Annotated in this window: 13 protein-coding genes; 2 read left to right on the top strand and 11 right to left on the bottom strand. The window is 36.3% G+C overall.

Going from position 1 to position 22,594, the window contains the following annotated elements; translation table 11 throughout:
• Window positions 1–84 precede the first annotated feature (84 nt).
• Window positions 85–1,143 carry a glycosyltransferase family 4 protein gene (locus KDN24_RS24370; protein WP_491348206.1) on the bottom strand — a complete coding sequence of 353 codons (1,059 nt, stop codon included), beginning with the start codon at window positions 1,141–1,143 and terminating at the stop codon, window positions 85–87.
• A gap of 377 nt (window positions 1,144–1,520) precedes the next feature.
• Here KDN24_RS24370 and secA2 point away from each other — a divergent pair, with 377 nt between their 5' ends.
• Together secA2 and KDN24_RS24380 are read left to right on the top strand one after the other, a co-directional pair.
• On the top strand, window positions 1,521–3,875 hold the full coding sequence (gene secA2, locus KDN24_RS24375) for an accessory Sec system translocase SecA2 (RefSeq protein ID WP_409973252.1): 2,355 nt from the start codon (window positions 1,521–1,523) through the stop codon (window positions 3,873–3,875).
• A 29-nt stretch (window positions 3,876–3,904) separates the two neighbouring features.
• Window positions 3,905–4,750 (top strand): accessory Sec system S-layer assembly protein, encoded by an 846-nt coding sequence (locus KDN24_RS24380; RefSeq protein WP_491348207.1) that lies wholly within the window; start codon window positions 3,905–3,907, stop codon window positions 4,748–4,750.
• A gap of 203 nt (window positions 4,751–4,953) precedes the next feature.
• Here KDN24_RS24380 and KDN24_RS24385 read toward each other — a convergent pair whose 3' ends face one another.
• From KDN24_RS24385 to KDN24_RS24430, 10 genes are all read right to left on the bottom strand, one after another.
• Entirely contained in the window at window positions 4,954–5,682 is a 729-nt protein-coding gene (locus KDN24_RS24385) for a C40 family peptidase (RefSeq protein ID WP_409973250.1), read from the bottom strand.
• Window positions 5,683–5,960: 278 nt separating this feature from the next.
• Window positions 5,961–6,368, bottom strand: coding sequence for a hypothetical protein (locus KDN24_RS24390; protein WP_409973249.1), 408 nt, complete (start codon window positions 6,366–6,368; stop codon window positions 5,961–5,963).
• Between the two features lie 328 nt (window positions 6,369–6,696).
• Entirely contained in the window at window positions 6,697–9,177 is a 2,481-nt protein-coding gene (locus KDN24_RS24395; RefSeq protein ID WP_409973248.1) for a phosphodiester glycosidase family protein, read from the bottom strand.
• 328 nt (window positions 9,178–9,505) lie between these two features.
• A complete protein-coding gene (locus KDN24_RS24400; protein WP_409973247.1) occupies window positions 9,506–10,414 on the bottom strand; it encodes an anthrax toxin lethal factor-related metalloendopeptidase in 909 nt (302 codons plus the stop codon).
• A 653-nt stretch (window positions 10,415–11,067) separates the two neighbouring features.
• Window positions 11,068–14,553, bottom strand: coding sequence for a S8 family peptidase (locus KDN24_RS24405; protein WP_491348208.1), 3,486 nt, complete (start codon window positions 14,551–14,553; stop codon window positions 11,068–11,070).
• Between the two features lie 219 nt (window positions 14,554–14,772).
• Window positions 14,773–15,990, bottom strand: a complete 1,218-nt coding sequence (locus KDN24_RS24410) for an efflux RND transporter periplasmic adaptor subunit (RefSeq protein ID WP_409973244.1) — start codon at window positions 15,988–15,990, stop codon at window positions 14,773–14,775.
• A gap of 15 nt (window positions 15,991–16,005) precedes the next feature.
• Entirely contained in the window at window positions 16,006–16,668 is a 663-nt protein-coding gene (locus KDN24_RS24415; RefSeq protein ID WP_409973243.1) for a hypothetical protein, read from the bottom strand.
• Window positions 16,669–17,069: 401 nt separating this feature from the next.
• The gene (locus tag KDN24_RS24420) at window positions 17,070–18,203 is read right to left on the bottom strand and encodes a glucosaminidase domain-containing protein (protein WP_409973242.1); all 1,134 of its coding nucleotides are present in this window, start codon (window positions 18,201–18,203) and stop codon (window positions 17,070–17,072) included.
• A gap of 133 nt (window positions 18,204–18,336) precedes the next feature.
• On the bottom strand, window positions 18,337–20,217 hold the full coding sequence (locus KDN24_RS24425) for a bifunctional metallophosphatase/5'-nucleotidase (protein ID WP_409973241.1): 1,881 nt from the start codon (window positions 20,215–20,217) through the stop codon (window positions 18,337–18,339).
• Between the two features lie 238 nt (window positions 20,218–20,455).
• Window positions 20,456–22,399 (bottom strand): NHL repeat-containing protein, encoded by a 1,944-nt coding sequence (locus KDN24_RS24430; RefSeq protein WP_491348209.1) that lies wholly within the window; start codon window positions 22,397–22,399, stop codon window positions 20,456–20,458.
• Window positions 22,400–22,594: the final 195 nt, after the last annotated feature.

Consider the following 22,594-nt stretch of genomic DNA (forward strand, 5'->3'; position numbering starts at 1 on the left):
AAAACAATATTTCTCACATTATACTTTCAAAAAAGTCGTTTGCGTAACATCCACAAACGACCATATTAGGCGCTTATCTTATCCTTATTGTTTTCCAGTTACTTTCCTGTATATTTTTAACACAGGCTGATATTTCTCATGAACTAATCCGATCGTCTCCGCTAATATTTCAAGAATTAATAGGAGCCCAAAGATGATAAAAATACTCACCCATAGTGTTGCTGTTGAGAATAGTATGGCACTAATGCTAAAAACAATTCCAAAGCCATAAATGCATAGTACTGTTTTCCGATGTGACAAACCTAGCGCAAGAAGTCGATGATGCAAATGCGATTTATCAGGAGCTGAAATCGGCTTTTTATTTACAATCCTTCTAATTATGGCATAAGTTGTGTCAAAAACAGGAACACCTAATATGATAATTGGAACGATAAAACTAAATAGCGTCACACTCTTATACAAGCCGAGTAATGAAAGTATGGAAATTGAATATCCTAAAAACAAAGCACCAGTATCACCCATAAATATTTTCGCCGGATAAAAATTGTGGAATAGAAAGCCTAAAGTACTTCCTAATAAGATTAACGAAATCATTAATATGAGCGGTTTTCCAGCTACTCCAGCCATAAAAGCAATGGTTGCAATCACAATCGCTGATATTCCAGCCGATAGACCGTCAAGACCATCAATTAAATTAATCGCATTTGTAATCGCTACAATCCAAAACACTGTTACAGGATATGTCCATAAACCAAGATCGAATGTACCAACAAATGGAATAGTCAAATGGTCAACTGTTAAACCACTACCTACAACAGCAGCAGCAGCGAGAAGCTGTCCCAATAGTTTATATTTTGCCGACAACTCATATTTATCATCTAGAATACCTGTAATGATAATAATAATCGCCCCGACGGAAATGCCGGTAATTTTTTCATTATAAAGACCGCCAACAAAGTATCCAGCAAGCACACCGATAAAAATGGCCAAACCGCCAAGTCTCGGCATTACTTTCGAATGCACTTTTCTTGCGTTCGGCTTATCAACAGCACCAAACTTAATGGCAAACTTTATAACAAGGGGCGTTATCAGCAAGGATGTAACTAAAGCAGCAATAAATGCCACTAACAATTTTATATCCAATAGTATCACCTTAGATTTTTGTATTTAACGTAATCAGATCAATCCTAACATAAGTTAGAAAGAATTCAATTAATTTCATTTTTGTAAAAATTTTTTTATTGTGTTGTGGCATACGAAGACCCGTTCAACAGATCCAGTGCTGAACAGTTGCCTCAGCATCTAATAGTATCACCTCTTTTTGCAAAAAGTCTTTATAATAATTCGACCTTAAATGGTAGTATCCTCTAAAATTGACGTTTATTATCGAAAAAGGTTTCAAGAAGTTACAAAGATTAATAGATTTTGTAAAAAATTAACTGCATTTAACCACACAAAATATATTATACTACATTATATGTTATAATTTAGCTAGAAAAAAAGTTTTAGGAGAGAACAACATGCTATCTTTGATGAAGCGGATATTTAATGAGGATTCGGCAGAACTAAAACGTCTATATAAACATGTAGAAAATATGAATGAATTGGAAGAAAAAGTATCAGCCTTAAGTGATCAAGAGCTTAAAGACTCTACACCATATTTTAAAGAGAAGCTTGCAGAAGGAGCTTCCATTTTTGATTTAAAAGAGGAAGCATTTGCTATTGTGAGGGAAGCTTCGAAACGGGTACTTGGTCTTCGCCACTACGATGTTCAATTAATCGGTGGACTTACCCTACTAGAAGGTGGAATTGCCCAAATGCAAACGGGCGAAGGAAAAACGCTTGTTGCTACCCTTCCGAGCTACTTAAAAGCATTAGAAGGAAAAGGTGTACATATTATTACCGCGAATGAATATTTAGCTAAACGGGACTTTGAGCAAATGGGACAAGTATTCCAGTTTCTCGGTCTAAATGTCGGCTTAAATATTTCACAAATCTCCGAACAGGAGAAAAAAGACGCCTATAATGCAGATATTACGTATGGAACCGGTACCGAATTTGGGTTTGATTATTTGCGCGATAATATGGTCATGCAAACTGAAGACCAAGTTCAAAGACCACTGCATTATGCCATTGTCGATGAAATAGATAGTATTTTAATAGATGAAGCAAGAACACCACTGATTATTGCTAGTAAATCGGATATCGCAACAGAACTTTTCCAAATTACTTCTGAAATTGTGAAAGATTTTAAAGATGACGAGCATTATGAGTTTTTCCCTGAAACGAAGCAAATTGTATTAGCCGAGAATGGGGCAGTTGAGTTTGAGAAGGCTTTCGGACTTGCCAATCTTTATGATGCGGAGCATCGGGAGCTTCTCCATAATATTATGCAATCATTAAGAGCTCATGTCGTCATGCGCAAAGATGTTGATTATATCGTAAAAAAAGATGCCATTATGCTTGTTGATCAATTTACAGGAAGAATTATGGAAGGCCGTACATTTAGTGACGGACTTCATCAAGCCATCGAAGCTAAAGAAGGCGTAACAATAAAAGAAGAAAATCAAACACAAGCATCGATTACCGTGCAGAATTATTTCAGAATGTACAAAACACTTTCAGGGATGACAGGTAGTGCTCTTCCTGCTAAACAAGAATTTTGGGAAACGTATAATTTAAGAGTCGTCGCCATTCCGACAAACAAGCCTAATGCTAGATTGGATGAAGAACCTCTTGTTTACCAAGACTATGAGTCTAAAGTGAAGAAAATTGTTGCGGAAGTTAGTAAGCTGAATAAAATGGGGCGACCCGTTTTAATTGGAACGACATCAATTGAACAATCAGAGCGTCTATCAACTTATTTAACAAAAGCTGACATTACCCATCAAATTCTTAATGCAAAAACAGAAGAAGATGAAGCACTCATCATATCTCAAGCAGGCCAAAAAAATAAGGTGATGCTATCCACTAATATGGCTGGCCGTGGCACAGACATTTTATTAGGCGATGGTGTACCAGAACTAGGCGGCTTGCAAATAATCGGCACAGAATTACATGAAAGTGCGCGAATTGATATGCAGCTTAAAGGGCGTTCTGGCAGACAAGGCGACCCTGGTTCAACTCAATTTATTATTTCTATTAAAGATGATATTTTCAATAGTTATGATAAAGAAGAGATGGATAAATGGAAGAAAAAAATGAAAGTGGATGAAGATGGCTTAATTACAGCTCCAAACCCAGTTAAGTTCGTCAAAAAAGTCCAAGAAATTGTTGAAGGCGCTCATTTTTCTTCTCGCAACCATCTATTAAAGCTAGATGACATTGCTGATCAGCAAAGAAAAATTATTTATAAAAAACGCAATGAGCTTCTGATCACTACGAATTTTAATGAGCTGTTAAAAGAAGCATTAAGCAAGCATTTACAAAAGTTGCTTGAAGTGTATTGTCCTGAGAATGTACTAATGGAGGATTGGCCAACTGATAGTCTTTGTGAAGAGTTGACATTAATTTTTGGTGCTCTTCCTTTCACAGGTAAAGATTTAAAAGGGGCTGACTTAAAAGTCATTCAAGAAAAAATCGATGAGCTTCATAATAAACACTTGCTTCATTTAGAAACGCTAGAAGAAAATGAAGACTTTCAACATCAAATAAGAAATATGTATTTACAAACGCTTGATCATTCTTGGGTTGTCCATATGGATTTATTATTCCAAATGAGAGAAGGAATTGGCATTCGAGGCTATGGGCAAGAAGATCCTTATCGTTTATACGAGCGTGAAGCGTTTGACGAATTTGTGCATTTTCTAGCTGAGCTAGATGCGCAAATTTGTAAGCAAGTTAAAACATATATTCAGTATTTCTTAGCAAATTAACGACTACTTTAACAAAGGTGGCTTTCTTAATGAGTAATAAAAATGGAATGAAAGAAAAAGGCATAAAGACGATCCTATCCTATCATCCGGATTGGGATTTATCTGCTCAGGAAAAATATGTATTTCAGTATAATCACCAAAAACTTCCACTACTTCAACCGAATCAGATTCAAGTTAACGGGATTAAGTTGTACGAATATGATGATGGATTCGTTATAACAGCGTTTTTAAGAAGCTCTTTGCCGCAAGCAATTAATTTCGAAGTCATCGATCTTTTACTAGTCGACTCTGAAAATAAGCCGTTAGCTAGAAAAAGCTTTGAAATGGATCTTTTCGGAGAGCTTCCTTCTAAAGGATGTAGACCTTGGCGGTTTCTTTTTGAAAATGAGCATAAACTCGTTGAGGAGCTTCCGAAAAAAGGCTGGCAGCTTGTATTTGAAATGAAGAAAAAGACGTTTGACCAACTTCCACTTGATTTAGAGGAAAGCTGGAAAGAGTCTTTAACTGAAGAACAGTTAATACATCTTGAAAATATCGTAAAAAATCTCCCGCCACTAAGTGAGGGCGAAGTTAACTTCATGGGATTAGAAGCTAATTTAGTAGAAGGAAAAGGTTTAGCAGCAACACTATTAATCCGTAATGCGAGCGACCGCAGCATCTTTATTGAAAATCTTCCACTCGTGTTTGAAGATGCTTCAGGGGAAATTATTGCTCAAGGAGGTTTTCAGTTAGATAATCTTGAAATTAAAAGCCAAACATGCAAGCCTTGGACTTTTGTCTTCCCAGAAACAACCATTACAAAGGAACAGGTTGATCTATCAAAATGGAAGACGTATGTTCCGCAATCAGCAAATGTTGATGTGAAACAATCATAGGTTTCTACTAAAAAAACAGGGGTGCTCAAGGTCATTTATTTGACTAAGAGGCACCCCTGTTATATTGAAAGAAAGATGATAAAAAACGAAGCACTCCGAAAGGAATTGGTGAATGCTTCGTTTATCTTTTACGACATTTCTAGCTTGAATCTAACAAAACAAAAAACGGGACCTTTAAAAAGTCCCGTTTTGTTTTGAATAGATTATTTACTAGCAACATTTTCTAGTGTATGAAAAGCAATATGTGTTTTCATATTCGTAATATAAAGGCCGGCTCCTAAACCGTATTGGCCGCCATGATCTGAATCATATGTATAAACTCGATATTTTTCTCCTGGATTGAGAACTCTTTCTACAACTAAATTATTGTTACTATCACGTTTCCAAAGATTAATAGATTTAGTAACTTCAATGACACCTAATTGTCCTTCTTTTACATCAAGTCCATGGAATGTACCTTCTTCTTCTATAGGAGCATCGATGTAACGTTTAGCACCGTAATAGGCATTTTTCCAATAACGATCTTCTTCTATACTATTAATCTTTACACCCTGCGTTGAATCTGAATGGATAAACTTATGATCGCCGATGTAAATGCCTGAATGAGATATTCGGCCATTACCTGCTGTGATAAAAAAGACAAGATCTCCTGGAAGTAATTCTCCCTTTTCAACCGCTTTTCCGCCTGCAGTATATTGATCCGATGAAATTCTAGCCACATCAATATTAAACTTATCATACACATATTTTACAAACCCTGAGCAATCAAATCCACTTGGCGTATTCCCTCCACCAAGATAAGGAGTTCCAATTAATGTTCGACTAAAATCAATCATATCATTATGTATACTTGAAGCACTTGCTTTGTCCGCCCCGAAAAAAGCTGGTAATAACAATGAAGCAGTTAGGACAACTTTCGCTATTCTCTTCATTCTTTACCTCCTGAAAATAAAAAGATTGTCATAATTTATCAGTATAGAAGTAATTTTACATTATTTTCAGGTAATTTTTCATTTCAATTTGATTAAATCGGACTAGTAATATTACAGGAGTGTTACAAAAGAACCAATTCATGACTCCAGTTATACTTTTATTTATGGAAAGTTACACCATTTGTTAAAAAACAAAAAACCTGTAAGGTATGCACTTAGAATGTAATCCAGTAAATGGTTTCACAAACTAATCACATAGCTCACAGGCAATGTAAAGGTTAAGAAAAGTCCGGCCAATTTTTTTGGAATTGGTCTCCTTTAATTTTTCCTAGTGTTCTGTATCGAAATGGCATTAAGTCATTCGCTTCTTTATCAATGAACTCTAGAGCTAACTCTAAAGGAATAAGATTAAATTGATCTTGCGTTTCCGAAAGGAAAAACGCATCTTTAATTTTCCCACTTTTCTTCGTATCAATTAATAAAAATGCCGGATAATAACTACCATCATTTGCTTCAAGAATAGCCTTCGCAGTTACAAATCCTTTTGGCTCTTGCTCAATATCAGCATTTTCTATTTTATCCAAAGTCTTTTGAGCCCAGCCTTGTCTTTTATAGCCTCCAATAATTTTTGGGGGTTCTTTTTCAAACTGTTTCTTAATATGATCGAATTTCGAACTAAATGACATTCTTTTCCCTCCAACGAAAAGGGTCTCATAATTTCAAAATAATAGGCACTTTCATAAATCAGCTTTTTATAGCGTACCATATCAGAAATGACAAATCAAACCAATAGTTATAACAATTTTTAGCATTTTAAAAAGAACAAGGGTCAAGTTCCCCATTTTTTGCAGGGAATTGCCCCTTCCATTAACGATAAAATATGAACAATCTATTTAAGTTACTAAACGAACTTATCTGAAAATAAGTCTTACATCTAGGCTTGCGAATCCCTTACGTTGCTGATGTAAGGAAGCTCCTTCAAATAATTATTTCACTTCACGATCAATTTTGATTTTAATATACAGCTTGAATTTGATCGATGTAAATCTCGCCACTGTTCTTATTAGAATCATTTGTCTCCATATAACGAACTGGCGCTTCAATTCTTAGTGGAGTTGTCACGCTTTCTGGTACAACTGCCTCCACATACTTCCATCCAGTCCAATTCAAATTCTTCGTGAAATCAAGCTGGATCTCTGTGTTTTTTCCGTCTTTGAGCTGCATTCTTAGCCAATGTCCTTGACCATCACCATAAACCCACATCCCGATTTTCTTCGGCTTGCCTTTAATCGCGATCGGATTAACTGCATCTACATAAGCACCTGAAGTTCCAGCTGTACCAGTGAAATCATACGCAAGCTTAATTGACTTTTTACCTGTTTTACTAACTGTACTGCTTTCTTCAATTTTCACATTTTTATATCTTGCACCTGAAGCCTTGTAATTAGCAATACCATTTTCAAAGCCTTCAAGTAAGATAGGAGCTGGCGTACCAACCGTTACATTAATAGTTGTTGATACTTTTCCATGAGAGACTGTGATCGTACCTGTTCCTTTAGAAGCACCAGCTTTAAATTCACCTTTATTATTAATCGTTCCAATATTAGGGGTTACACTCCATTTAAATAATGTAGGATCCGAAATGACTGTTTTTCCTTTATAAATTCCTTTTGGTTGAATTTTGTAAATCGTATTATTCTCAACAATAATGTCTTTCTCGTCGATTTGAATACTTTCAAGCGTGTTAATGACATTCAGTTTAATCTTACTAGAAATATTCCCAGAAGAAACAACAATTTCACCATTGCTTACGTTCGTTGCTACTGTATAGCTTCCATCTGCATTCTTCTTTAGAGCAGGGGAGCTGAAAGCAATCGGCTGAGAAACTGGAACCGCATTATAGAACGCATCCATGCCTTTAACCGTGATACCTAAATCCTTATATGTAGCTCCTGCAAAAAGGGTTACTTCCGCTGGATTTACAACCAACTGATGAAGAGGTCCTTTCATCCAATGGCTAATAAATAATAATGCGTTTGCAACAGAACGTTCACTACCATCTGATGGTCGGTTAATTAAAGAAGGATTTTCATCCCCATGATTTCTTGTAACCATCGCTGACGAGCCCCCGCCATCAAATGTGAAGGCTTGAACAGCACCTAAATCCTTCATAACGGTTGCCATCTCCGCTAACGTTACACCAACACTAGTCGAATTATTACGGCCATCTACGACAACGGTAATAATTCCACCGTCTGCTTTTATCCCAATTGCCGATCTCGGATGCACACCTGCGACATCTTGTTTCACAATGGAACCATTTCTTACTAAATGATAGCGACCACTAATAGCTTCGACGACTTGATTCCAATCTGCTGAAGTAAATTCAGCTTTAACTTCTACTTTATCGCCTTCATTTACAGTCTGTAAAAAGTCGCTTGCGAAATGGTGACCAGATAGAATAAACTCACCACTATTTAATTTCTCATCTCCAGCATTTTTGACCACTCTTACTACTGTACCCGTTAGTACACTATGTCCATTTAACTGGCCAGAATCGATCTTTACAACGACTTCCGTACCAAGTTCATTTGTCCTTGTAGAGCTTGCAAATGCAGGAGTGTAAAGCACAAGATGATTGCCTGCTCTCGAACGATTGACTGAATTAATCGCATATGGATTTTGACCGTTTATTTGTACAGATAATTTCAGCTCTGGGCTGCCAATTATCGGCTTGCCATCTTTTGTTATTCCAAAAACCGCTAGTTGATTTAATGGGGTCTGGCTTGTAGAAACAATATTCCCTTTTTGAATCATTAAATCAATAGGTTGACCATTTTTATCAAAATAATCACCATTAATTCCAGCAACAACATGGTTGTCAGAAGTTTGTGCATTTTTTGCTTGACTTGTTACGGTTTCAAAACCGAATAACTGTCCTTTTGCTAAAGCAGTTTCTAAACTTATTTTATCTGTTTTTCCATCGTATTCTACTGTATAAATCTTCTGTTTCCCTCGATTGCTATCAACAGAAAGCTGCCTCTCCGTAACTCCAGGTGCTAATTGCTTAGATTGCTGCTGTGTTACTTTTCCAATTGTAAGATTGCCAACTGGTTTTGCTGGACTGCCGCCGCCACCAGCATATGCAGCTTCAAGCTCAGCAAGCTTTTTCTTCGAAGGGGTGCGATAATCTACATAGCCTGCCATTTTCGTAATATAATAGCCGCCACCTAGTCCATACTGTCCCCCGTGTAAATTATCATATCGATACACTCGATATTGTTCACCTGGTTTTAGAACTCTCGTAAAAATAAGTTTATCCCCGTCTCTTTTCCAAAGATTAATCGGTTTAATTACTTTTATTTTTCCGACTTGTCCTTTAACCATCAAGAGGCCATCCCAATATACTTTTGGCTCACTCGCTTGAGCCGGTGTGTTCAATCCCAAAATCAAAGCTGCAATAACTACTAAATTAACAATCCACTTTTTCCGCATTTGTCCTCTCCTTCATTATACTATTCTATTATTATATGACACTTTCACTATAATTTGGACAATTTACTTCATAAAACGACTATTGGACTAATAGAATTTACATGATCTAGTAAATTTCTATTTTTATTTAAAAAAACTTGGCATACTTAGTCCTTTAAATGTCAGTAAGGGGCTTCAACGAGGCAGGAGCTTTCAAGTGGTGCTGACCATTAGAGTCGAATTTTTTTTACATTTTACTTTAGTACGTTCAATTGCTTGAACTTTTCGATTAGCCATAAAAAAAAGCTGTCCCTTTATCGGAAATCCGACTGAAAGGACAGCTCCTTTTTTATTTAATGCTTTCAATAAACTGATATGTTAAGGGTGCTAATTTTTTCAATCTATTTCGTGATTCCTGATCACGGTAATACAGGGCAAATGCTTCAGCAAAATACTCCTCGGAATAACGGAGAAAATAGGATTCTCCCGAAAACAGCTTTTCTTTTTCACTATTCCAAATGGTTTGAAAAGCAGCTGAGGTTGATACATGGTTTTTTATAATCCCGTCGATGGAATGGGCAAGTTCATGTAATTCTAAATTAACAGAGCCATGCCCTTTTCCTTTCTCACTATAACCAATTCGAACGACAACTGACTTACTACCACCAATACCAGGAACATCATCCCACGTTTTATTCGTACCCTCCCAGCCCCTTGGAACTGCCCCTTTTAAATAGGAAAATTCCTCAACACCGGTAATCGGACCATTCACTAAAATCAGCTGGATTTTATGATTTATAATCTCAACCAATAAAGATTCAGGCAGCGATTTTAAACGCTCTTTTATTTCATTTGTATTGTCTACATCATATTTTTCTTGAGGTAAAATCAGCATCATTTCAACTAAACAATTTTGATCACAATCGAGCAGTTTTCGTTTTGAAACGGATGGAGTCTCATAGATTACATAATCACTCATATTCGTAATATAGTAATTTCCTCCAACCCCAAATTGACCTCCATAAAGATCATCCATCCGGTAAACTCTAAATCTTTCACCTTCTTGAAGTAATCTTTCAAATTGAAGACCACTTTCAGTTCTCTTCCATAAATTAACTGGCTTCGTTATTGTTACACGCCCAATTTGGCCCTTTTTTAGCTCAACCCCGTCCCAATAAACGGTGGCAGCTTTTGATTTCTCTGGGGTCATGGATAGAAATAGAATAAATGCTATCATCATAAATAAATATTTTTTCAACGTGATTCCCCCTTAATATCAATATATTACCATTAATTATTGTGTTTTGGGGATAGTATAGGGGTTGCGATTGGAGATTTTCTTAGGGGGATACTGTCGATTTTGGTGTTTGGCGTTGCTAATGGCGATATTTTTGGGGATAGAATAGATTATGGTCGTTTGGGGGGACTTCTATCGGATTAATTCGCCTCTGATTTCAGTGATTGTGGTTATTAGTGGATTGCTATCGGGCTTTTTCTATTGCCATTCCACAGATTATGGTCATTAGATGATTCCTATCGACCTATTTGCTTGAGATTCCACAGATTTTGGCATTAGAGGAATCCTATTGGACTTATTTTACTGAGATTCCACCAATTGTGGTCATTAGAAGATTGCTATTGGGCTTTTTCTATTGCTATTTCATCAATTATCGCCATTAGATGATTGCTATCGGACTGATTTTCTTGCAATTCCACCGATTTTGGTCATTAGATGATTGCAATCGTAGAATACATAGACCTTTTCTAATCTCCAATAATGAGCAAATTTTTTATAAAAAAAGTCACCATTTCAAACCGTAAAAATATTGTTAAATCAATGTTTTCACAAAGCAAAAAAGGGCTATCTCTGCCGATAAATCGACAGATAAGATAGCCCTTTTCAAGAAAAATTTATTTATAAACGTTTAATGTGTATGGCTCTAAAGTGGAATTACCATTAATATCTCGAACTTTAATATGATAGGTTCCTTTCGTTAAATCAAATGGGAGAATCTCACTGTCACCATTTAAGTAATAGTCAGCGGTTGCAATGTGTTTTCCGTCTTTGTATAAAGAAATGACCCCATCTACTTCAATACCTGTTTGGAGCTCGATTTTTCCTTTCGTATTTTTGTCGAGCTTCAGCACATACCAATCCTCATCACCATATGGCACACCAGCATTTAAATGACCTACTGCTTGTAAATGATTAGCTGATTTTGTTTTTAGTGTAAGTGGTTTTGATGGAATATTATTTTTGACAACTGAGTTTTTATCTTCATCCACTTTATTTACTGGCTTAACCGTTAATTTAAACGGTAAGAGAGAAAATGAATTTGGCCATTCAAAATTTGCTGAAACAATAATAATATAGTTTTTATTTTTCTCCATTTTATAGGAGCCAAATGTTTTACCCATCTCTCCGCCTCTATAAATAGAATGGATATTTCTCATTTCTTCCGTATCGAGCTTACGGTTTTTATTTTTATCCTCGACAATGACGACTTCTCCACTGAAATTACTTAGCAGTTCTTTCGGATATTGAGATTTAAATTGATCACTAACTTGCTTTCTCTCTAGCGTTATTCCATAAAGGTCGTCTTGTTTATTTTCATAATAGAAGACTTTAGGAGAATTAGGCATAGCAAAATTGCCTTCAATGACATTAGCAGGGAGGTTTTTAATCCCCTCTAATTTATCATAATCTATATATTTATCATGTGGATTTTTGACAAATAATTTAGAAGTAAATTTATAAGGATCAAATGAAATATTTCCATTATAATAGTTTGTATTTAATTTAATGTAATATGTTTCATCTTTCTTAAGTCCTACATAAACGACTTCTTGGAATTCTCCAGTTTGCCAAAATGAAAATTGATTTGAAGCAAGTTCCTCAAAATAAGTATAGGTTTTTTCTTCTGAATTTGAATCTGTATTTTTCTCTTCTTTCACTTGGTAAATACTAAACATCGGAACTGTCGCTTCATTTTTCGAAAGGGTAAATTGATAAATCCCCATTTCCTTCGGTGTTACCGCAAACCAATCCTCATCATCCAATGTTTGTAAATAACCTGTCGCAGATTCACCAATTCCATAAGGAAGGGAGCCATCCTTCACCAATTGGACGTAATCAAGTTCTTCCTCTTCTGTCTCTTGTAAAAGAAGTTCTTTTTTCTTGTCAACATCGCTCATTTCCTCATCATCTATTCGAGAGAAAACTGGCAAGGAATCTTCATCTGGAGGAAGTACTTTTCCTTGAACACTAAGTTGATAAGGGATAGCAGAGGATTCTGGCTTCTGCTCGTCCTCCATTAAGCCCATATTAAAGAAAAAGTCAAAAATCCCAAAATAATTTCCATCTTTATTCGAAACTTTAATTAAATACTCAACCTCAGGCTGTGCAATAAAGGTTAATAGTTCTCCTTCGCTCTTCCCTTTATTATTTGCGTAATATAACGGAGAAAGATCTTCTTCTTTTAAGACTAGCTCTTCCATTGTACTATAATCGCCTGTTTCCCCATCTTCTAATGGTGGCATCACATATTTCTCGTAAACACTTAAGCTCGTATCAACCCCTGGAATACCAGAAAGCTCTACCTTTACTGCTTGCTCATCATCTACTGTAAAACTGAAATAATCATCGTCTCCTTCTTCGCCAATTAATCGATATTCTTCCTTCGACTTATATGGAAGCTCAATTTTAACCGGCTCTTCGAAAGTTGACTCATCCTTAGGAAGATCAACGTATTTTTTTACCGAAAGTGTATATTTTGATAATTGTTTTTTCGAATCATCATAGTTTCCATTTACATCTTTCACACCAAATGCTAGTTTCCCAGTGTATGGGGCTTTATAAAGCTTGCCTTCCACTTGACCAGCCAACACTTTATTAATATCCAGTTTATCCTTTCCTTCTGGAGATTGAAGATTAAGCATTAATTTATAGTCAAATTGTGCTGAACCTTCAAGAGCAAACTGAACATACTCTCCTTTTTTCACATCTGCATAATACCATTTCTCTTCAAATGGTTTTGTAATTGAACCTTTAACCTCTGACGTTTTTGCTAAATCTACTACTTGGGCTTTTTCAGCAATCTCCGCATCCGTCCAAGGCTTACTTGTTAAAGCCGGAAGCTTCTTCACATCAAACTTGAGCGCGGCTACTGGATTGACAAGCCCGTTTCCATACTTAATATCATAGCCTGGTTCACCAAGATCATCTGCAGTATGCTCCAAAATATACTCAATTTGGGATGGTGTTAAATTCGGGTGTTTTGATAAAAGTAAGGAGGCAACCCCAGCAACCATCGGAGAAGCCATCGATGTACCACTCATCTCTAGGAAGCTTGATTTCTGCCCATATTGATAGAAAGTGCTATACACATCGACACCTGGTGCAACGATATCTATCGACGGTCCGTATGTAGAATCAACGGCTAGTTTTTTATTTTTATCGACAGAACCGACACTGATTACACCTTCGTAAGCAGCTGGATAACCTGTTGTCTGATCTCCAGTATTACCTGCAGCAGCAACGACTGTAATATTTTTCTCTAAAGCCTTTTTCACTGCATCTTCGATTAATGGTGATTTCATTGGACCAGTGAGACTCATATTAATCACTTTAGCGTTTTTCTCGATTGCGTGTAAAATCCCTTGTGCGATTGAATAGTCAAAAGCACCCCAGCTTTGATCAAAAACATCAATTGGGAGAATTTTTACATTAGGATTTACTCCAAAGCCACCAATTCCATTGTTTTTGTTACCTGCAATAATTCCAGCAACATGTGTTCCATGGAAATCAGGTGTACCTTGGTTCATAGGATTTACGGCATTATAACTTGGTAAAAGCTTTCCTTTAAGCTCTGGGTGATTTCCATCTACTCCCTGATCAATGACAGCAACAGTAACTGTATTTTTACCAGCAAGCTTATGTGCATCATTTAGTTTAAGCATATCAATAAAGTATTGTTCCTTTACTTTCGGATCTGATAGATTACTTGAAGGCTTATAAAGGGCACTTGGGTTAACTGAGTTTACATGCTTAAAACCTTTGTAATTGCTCATCACCTTTTGAAAATCTTTTTTGTTTTTAACTTTAACAACTGCATATTTAAGATCTGGAAAATTTGTTATTACGGTGCCACCCGCTCTATTATGCTCTGCCTGTGTCAAAGGCTTCACATATTTAATAACAAGTGTGTCTTCACTTAAAGACTTCTCATTTAATTGCTCCAACTTTTTCTGCAGCTGAGGCTGTTTTACATCTGTTACAGAAACATTCTGCAAATTTTTAAATGAACTTGCTGATACTGACATGGAAGGACTTAAATTACTAGCTACTAAACCAAGTCCAACTGTTACCGCCAACGCACTCCTAACCCATTTCTTCATAATATCCTCCTTTTACATTTTACATTTGGCTCAGCCATTCGGATGTATCCCTTTAGGCGGTGCCTGGCACCGCTCGTGGACAGTTTAATCAATTTTGTATTCCTCACATGGACATTATAGTAAATTTATGTATGTTCCTAACCAAACCAACTACTTGTCCACTCCAAAAATACAAATCTATATACTTTGTCCACGAATAGTGCCAGGCACCGCATGTCTTTATCTTATTAATATTCCTTTGAGTATATCTTTCGAAATTTGCTTTTTTCTCATTTGTTTTAGTTCAGAGATTTCTAGTTTTGCAAAATTTAGAGGTGAAATAAAAGTTGGCCCCTCACCTTTTTGAATAGATTTCGGTTCACTGACGATAAGCTCGTTTTTTTCTGCACCTGATTTTATTTGCACTTTCCCTTTAGATGATAGCCCCGTTTTGATTTCTCTTTTTTCAAGCAAACCACTTTCTGTTATAACCCAAATAAAGGAATCTTTCTTTTTTTTCACTATCGTTTCCTTCGGAACCATTAAAGCACCATCAATCTCTTTTGTAATAAATGAAAGTTCAACATGAGTACCGTTAAGCAGCTCCGTTTCTACCTCGTCATCCATTTGCACAATAAATGAATATTCGCTCCCATTTTGAGCATTTTCTGAATGTGAATTGGATGGTAGTTTGCTAACACTCTGAAGGGTGCCGGTTAATTTTTTCTTTATATGCTTAGATGAGATAACCACACTAATTCCATCCTCGATCTGATAACGTTCATCTTCATTAAAATGTCCTGTTATAACTGGAATGGTTGAGCTAATCGTAATAAGCGGACTTCCTAAGTTTTCATTCACATTTTTTACGATTCCATCGAAATCGCTAATGACTGTCAGCTTATTTTCTCGAGTACTCATCATTTGTAGTTGTTGCTCATATTTTTCTGCTTCCTGTCTTAACATGTCAACTTGCAATTCATTATGATAAATATCTCTTTCAACGCTATGTATGATCGAACGTTCTGTGTGCTTCTCCTCCTCAGCAAAAGATAATGAATTTTTATAGAGAGTAAGCTCTTTAATATGATCTTGTAAAGCGATAATTTGGTTTTCGATCTTTTCTTTCTCAGCTTCTACTCTCGCAACCTCCGACTCTATTTCAGTAGAGAAATACTCATATAAAGGGGTTCCACCGACCACATCCTCTCCTTCTTTAACAAGAAACTGTTTAAAAGCACCGTTTTGAGGATCGTAATAATAATGATAATCCTCTTCGGGAGCAACTATTCCATTTTTATGAAGAGTTTTCTTAATATTCTCTTCGGTAATGTTTGTCCATTCTTTAACATATGCGGAGCGATTAATTTTTGAACCATCTTTCAAAATTAAATATAGATTCCCAGCGACAAAAATAACACTTACTGTAAATATGATGAGCTTGACCCATTTCTTCATCCTTTTCACCTGCCTTTAGATTAACCTTTCAATTTTTAGATAGGATAATAATGCAGACGTAAGCCAAAAGAATAGATTCACTAAAATAATTAGTAGTAAAACCAATTTTGGGTTTCTATCACTTAACCCTTTCAGCCCTTTATATTGAAAAAAAATCGCCCCAATTTTAAAAATAGAAGCTTGTGAAAAAATATAAATGATAATCGAATTTGTCGTTACATATTGAGCGATTACACCCAGTGAAAATGGGGAGGATTCAGGTCCAATTCCAAATGAAACTCGTATCGGTAGTAAAATCGCTTTTTCTACTAATAAAATGCTTAAAACAAACAATTGAATGACGACAATTTTCATATATGGCATGTCTAATATTGCCCATAGAACTAGCGCCATTCCGAAAATAACGAGCGCTGCATAAGCAAAGCCCCAAATCATCTGTCCAATCCAAATTAATAGCTTTTTCGTTTCAAATGCTTGATTACTAATTTCCGCTATTTCTTTTGTCAAAAAATCTGTTCCAAGTCCAAAAAAACTGCTTAATGAAAACAATAGAACACTTAGAAAAACTAAGAAAGCGGCTCTCTTCCATAGCCCCCGAATCTCCTCCGCCTTTCCTAATTGGAAGAATAAAATATGAGGGGCAACAAATCCTCTAACTAGATGCATGTAGTATACCATAAGCCACCTCCAAATATAGCCTACATTATCATTTTAACTCATTGATAGAAATATTTACCACTATTACCCTATAGAATAAAAAAATTAGGTACTATTTCTTATTACCTCTTATGGTGCCATCTTCTGGTGCCAGGCACCATGCGTGGACATTTCAGGGGTTTTGTCTTTTTCGGGTGCCAGGCACCGCTTGTGGACATTTTGATGGGTTTTGTATTTCTATGGTGGACAGATTTCTTGATTTGCGAAAATAAAAAAGAGATTAAGGTGTTTATGATACCTAAATCTCTTTTTAGTTATTCTTTTTCTATAAACTAATTAATTTTATGAAATTGTCCTTCATATACGAACAAAACTGGGCATTTGTCCACGGAAGGTGCCAGGCACAACTTTATGGTATCTCTTTAGTTGTTGCTATAGCTTTGTTTTGTTTTATCATAGTTTACGTAGAAGCCGCCACCAAGGTCGAGCTGGTTACCCTTTATAGCATAAACTCTGAATGTTTGACCCTTTTTCAATGTTTTAGACACATTGCCATTTGAATCGTATAAAGGACTGTCTCCAATTATTTGGATATTTCCTTTATAAAAAGAAACATCTCCACTGCGTTGAATATAATAGCCTCCACCTACATAGTAAGCATTTCCATCAAAACTAAAAACACGTACAAGATCACCTTGCGCTAGTTTCCGATGAACTTTCCCATCAAGTCGATAGAGATTAAGATCTTTACTTTTTATATGTAGTCTACCAATATATACACTCATCTTGCTGCTATTAGCGGCAATGTAATAGTTTCCACCCATATTATAATTATTGCCTATCGTTCCAAACACTTTGTATGAATACCCTTTTTTCAGTACTTTCGTAACCTTCCCATCGGGGCTTATCAATGGCATATCCGCTTTTAAATGTACAGCAGCTGCTGGCAGCTTTGATGACCAATCACTGCTTACATTTGGAATCGCCAAATTTATTGCCTTCATCTCTGAAAAAATAGCTAATATCCGCTCACCGTAATTTTCTCCCGGCACAGCCCAACGATTGTTTAAATCTGTCCAATTAGGGGCGATGCCACGCTTCACATAATCAAATCGAGGATCTATTTTTTCTGTAACTAGTGGCTCATAATTCGCATAAGCCTTCAAATGCTGAATTTGCGCTCGTACTCCCTCTTCAGGTGTATTAAAATAAGCTCCTTGAGCTCCACCACCTACAGCACCGATACCAGAATAATTATTCTGCTCTGGCAGAACATCCTTCCCATATTGAAAATATCCTGTTTCTAATATTGCCTGTGCAAAAGCAATATCCCCTCGAATTCCTTCCTGTCTGCCTAATGACAAATATAAATCTGCCAATCTATAAATATCGACAGTTGTTAATTTCGGATCTGGATACTTTAATAAAACAAAGTCCCCCATCTGTTTAGCACTCAAAATCGAACTTCCCTCAATTCTTTCATCTGAGGCCTTCACCGTCGTTAAAGTCACAAAGCTTAAACAAAAAGCAAAAACAATCACAAATAATTTCCTCATCATCTTCTCCCTTTAAAACTAGCTTTTTTAGTCTACTTTTCTATTTTACATAGTTGCGACGATTTACGGAAGGATTGTCTTGCTTTTCATAAAAAAAGAAGAGCCCATCAGGACTCTCCTTCTTATAGCACTTCTATTTGTTCAACTCCGCCAATTTTTTCTTAGACGGTGTTTCATATTTAATGTAATCCTTTATGTTTGTTACGTAATAACCGCCACCAACTCCATATTGACCTGAGTGGAGATTATCGTAAAGATAAACGCGGTATTTTTCACCAGGATTTAATACGCGTACAAATGTAAGTTTATTGTTTGCATCGCGCTTCCATAGATTAATAGGCTTTTCGATAATGACACGGCCGATTTGGCCTTTTTTCATTAGTAAGCCATCCCAATAAACAGCTGGTGTAGGTTTAACTTCTTCTTTCGGCTCTTCTTTAGGATCTTCTTTTGGCACTTCTTTTTCAATTGGTTTCGCAACAATGCGATCTTCTACTTTCACATTGACAGTACCAATTTTTTGAATATAAGCAATTAGTGCCTCTTCTAAAGCAGGGAACTCATTAACGATTGGGCTATCTTCAAATGAAGTATATTCATCTCCACCTGCAGCCATAAAATCATTTGTTGCAACTAAGTATTCCTTCTTCATATCAACTGGCTGTCCTTTAATTTTCATTGAATGAACACGATTTCCTACTTTTTGAGCAGTATCAATCGCAAAGGTTAAACCAGAAACATGTGGGAAAGCCCCTTTTGATTCGGGATAGGAATTAACTCCATTTTCCAATCCTGCTTTAATTTGAGCACCCGTTAACTTTTTCGTAACGATATAGTTGCCGAATGGTAATACGGTTATGACATTACCTTTTGTAATATCACCTTCATTAATAGATGCACGAATACCGCCGCCATTTGTAACAGCCATGTCTGCTCCTGTCATATCAACCATCGCATCCGTAATAAGGTTTCCGAGATTCGTTTCCCCTACACGAACTTGTTCACGTTCTCCATCTAATTTTACTCCTGTTTTTCCAATTACTTCTTTTAAAATTTTCTCTTGTGCAGTTTGAATATCTTTAATTACCTTTTCGACTTCCGCGTCAGGCTTTACATCAGCAGTCTCACTTTTCTTGATTAATCTTGCTGTTTTTTTCGTTAATTTCTTATCTTCAAAAGTTAACTCAACAACACCAAGATTTTTCGTATATTCACCAGAGCTTACGATTAATGTATCATTTTCACCTTTTAACCCTTCAACTAGAGTAGAGTGACTATGTCCATCAACGATAAGGTCGATACCTGGTGCACCCTTTGCTACTTTAATCGATGTCTCTGTACTAGATTCATCAATTCCAAGGTGAGTAACCGCAATGATCATATCAACATTTTGAGCCTTTAATTCTTTTACCATTGCTTGCGCTTCTTTTACAGGGTCCGTAAACGTTAATCCTTCTACATTTTTCGGATGTGTTTTGTAATGTGTCTCAGGAGTTGATAAGCCAAAGATGCCAAGTTTAAGTCCGTCTACTTCCTTAATAAAATAAGGCTTTAATAAAAGTGAGTTGTCCTGTTGACGAACATTTGCACTTAATACTGGGAATTGAGTCTTTTTTTCCAGCTCAAGCAGTCTTTCATACCCATAGTTAAAATCATGGTTGCCAGCTGCCATTCCGTCATAGCCGACTTTGTTCATGACTTCAACGATACTATCACCTTTGCTAACTGTGGCAAAAGTTGTTCCATGGAATGTATCTCCAGCATCTAATAGTAAAGTATTAGGGTTTTCAGCTTGAAATTGCTTCACTAAAGTTGATAGTTTCGCAAATCCCATTCCATCATTTTGACTTTCTTCAATTCGACCATGTGAATCGTTTGTGTGCAAAATAGTAATCTTTTTCGTTCCTGTACTTGCTGTAGTACTTTCGGCTTGGACTGAGAAATGCCCACCAAAACCTGACCATACTATTACTGTTGAGACGAGTGCAATAAAACTCTTCTTAAACAATTGCATGGCTGACCTCCTAGTATTTTTTACTATAACATCCATATTATATAGTAAATATCTTTCACTTTGGTAAATAAATTGTAAATTTTCAATTAATAGTGAGTTATAACCACTTTTATAACAAAAAAAGTAAATATTCAATAGTCACTTTAATTGTATCCCCCAACTGTCCGCCCCATATGTACAGAATGACCTAATCTGTCCACAAGCGGTGCCAGGCACCGAAAAAGAAATGCTTCTATTATTATTCCACTTTCCACAATTCATCTTTATTCGTGAAGTAAATAACCCCATCGGCTCCCTTTGTTAGCCTGTTTGCGCCGCTATCTCTCAATTTTTCCAATTTAAATGTGCCAGAATGAACTCTAAATAATGTACCTTCGACTGTCCCGTAAATATATTTGTCATTTCCGATAACTAAGGACCCGTTTTGGAAACGGCCGCTCGTATTTTTGACGACATTGACCGATTGTGTTTTTTTCGTATGTGGATCATAGGCAAAGAAATTCCCATCAGATAAGCCATAAACTTTTCCTTTGTCGTCGGCAGTTAAAGCATGGATCATCCGGGGCTTGCTAACTCCTAATGGAAGAATTTCAATTTTTCCATTAGGTGCTGTGCCTTTTATTCTGAAAAAGACAGCATTTTGTTTACCTTCGATATTTTTCCCACTAAATATCGATGTTCCTCCGTACACATAGCCTTGATGGGTTGTAAGTGAAATAATGCTTTGATCCTTCACAATATTTCTTCTTACGGAATGAGTCTTTTTAGCCGTATCATAAATGGTTAAACTGCCACCGATTTCACCATTTTTAGGATGAGTACCAATGAATAATTGATTCGTCCCTTTTACGCCAGTCATGGCAACTGGTCGATCTTGTCCATTCCCAATCTTAAAAAGTTCTTGCACATAAGGACTCTTATAAGAAAAATTCATTTCAGAAACGATACCACCAGGATAAATGCCTAAATAGAAACGATTATTGGCGACAGCAAATCCTTCAACTTGTCCAACTTTCTCAACTGTCGAGAATGTCTCTGTTGCTGGATGATAGACACCCATTTTTTCTGAAACATAGCTGCTAATGTAAATATTACCGTCTGGTCCTGTTCCTAAATTATAAATAGGTACTCCTAAAGCAGGAAGAGGAAAACGATCGACTAGTAAATCTTCAGTTGCGACATCATAGGTAAAAAATGTCCCTGTATTGCCTAACAAACCTGTTAAATATGTCTTTCCTTCATGCTGAATAAAATCAAGTGATACCGCTTCAGTTCCTTGCAATGCTTTTTTGGTAGGCGTCACTTTTCCAGTTTGTATTTCTAGTTTTTGCAATTGGAAATCAGTCGTAAAGTACACGTCTTTTCCATTTGGAGCTAGCTTAGAAACGCCTCTTGATTTTGCCTTTATCTCACCTTTAAATTTATAAGTTGCCGCATCAAACATGAGAATCGTATTGTGTTTTTCTAGCTTTGCAAACAATACGCCACCAGCTTGATCTAAGTCATAAACAGAAGTCATATTTTTTTTATATTTTTCTGGCAAAATCGATTTCTTCACGTTCGTTTTCAAATTCCAAGCAATTAAATCCGCATTGGCTCCAACACCGATAAACATCGTATTTGTCTTTGGCTCATAAGCTAAGCTCCGCCCAATCGTTTTCCCTTTTGAGGCCTGTCCTAAGTTTTGGAACTTACCATTACTATACTTAAAAAGCCCACCTTCATATGATGTGCTTCCATAAATATTCCCGTCCTTATCCACTTCAATATCATGGATAGAGGTGCTTCCACTTGTCGCTTTGCCGCGATCTGTCAGCTTCTTTTGATCGGGGTTATAGTGGTATAGCTTATTAGATGGAGTGCCTCCGATCCAAACCTCCCTTTTATGATCTAACTTAATTGCCCAACCACTTGAAGATCCTGCTAATGCTTTTTGATCAACAATTGTCTTTTTAAAAATATCATAAACAACAAGCTGGGCAGGCTCACCTTGTAAAATAATATACATATACGCATTTCCTTTTGAATCATTGCCTGAAGTGGCTGTAATGGCCGTGCTATTTGTAATTGGTTTTCCGATTTTCGAAATTTTATTAGTACTTGCAGAAGCTATTCCATTTTGGTTATAAATGATGATCAGAAAAAAACAGAGAATAAAACTTAACACTCGAGACCTTTTCACTACTAACACCCCACAAAATTATAATTGATGGTCTTATTTTACTGTAATTATTTCCGCATTTGGGCTATTTTTCCCAAAAATTAAAATACTCTTTATCTCGTTAAAAAAAGGAGACATTTCCACTTTTTCGGGCAATTTTTAAAACCTTTTTCATCTTTCATCCGTCTCATTTTAGAGAAGAAAATCATACGAATT

The sequence above is a fragment of the Cytobacillus sp. Bva_UNVM-123 genome, assembly GCF_046351715.2.
In the GTDB taxonomy this organism is placed as follows: Bacteria; Bacillota; Bacilli; order Bacillales; family Cytobacillaceae; genus Cytobacillus.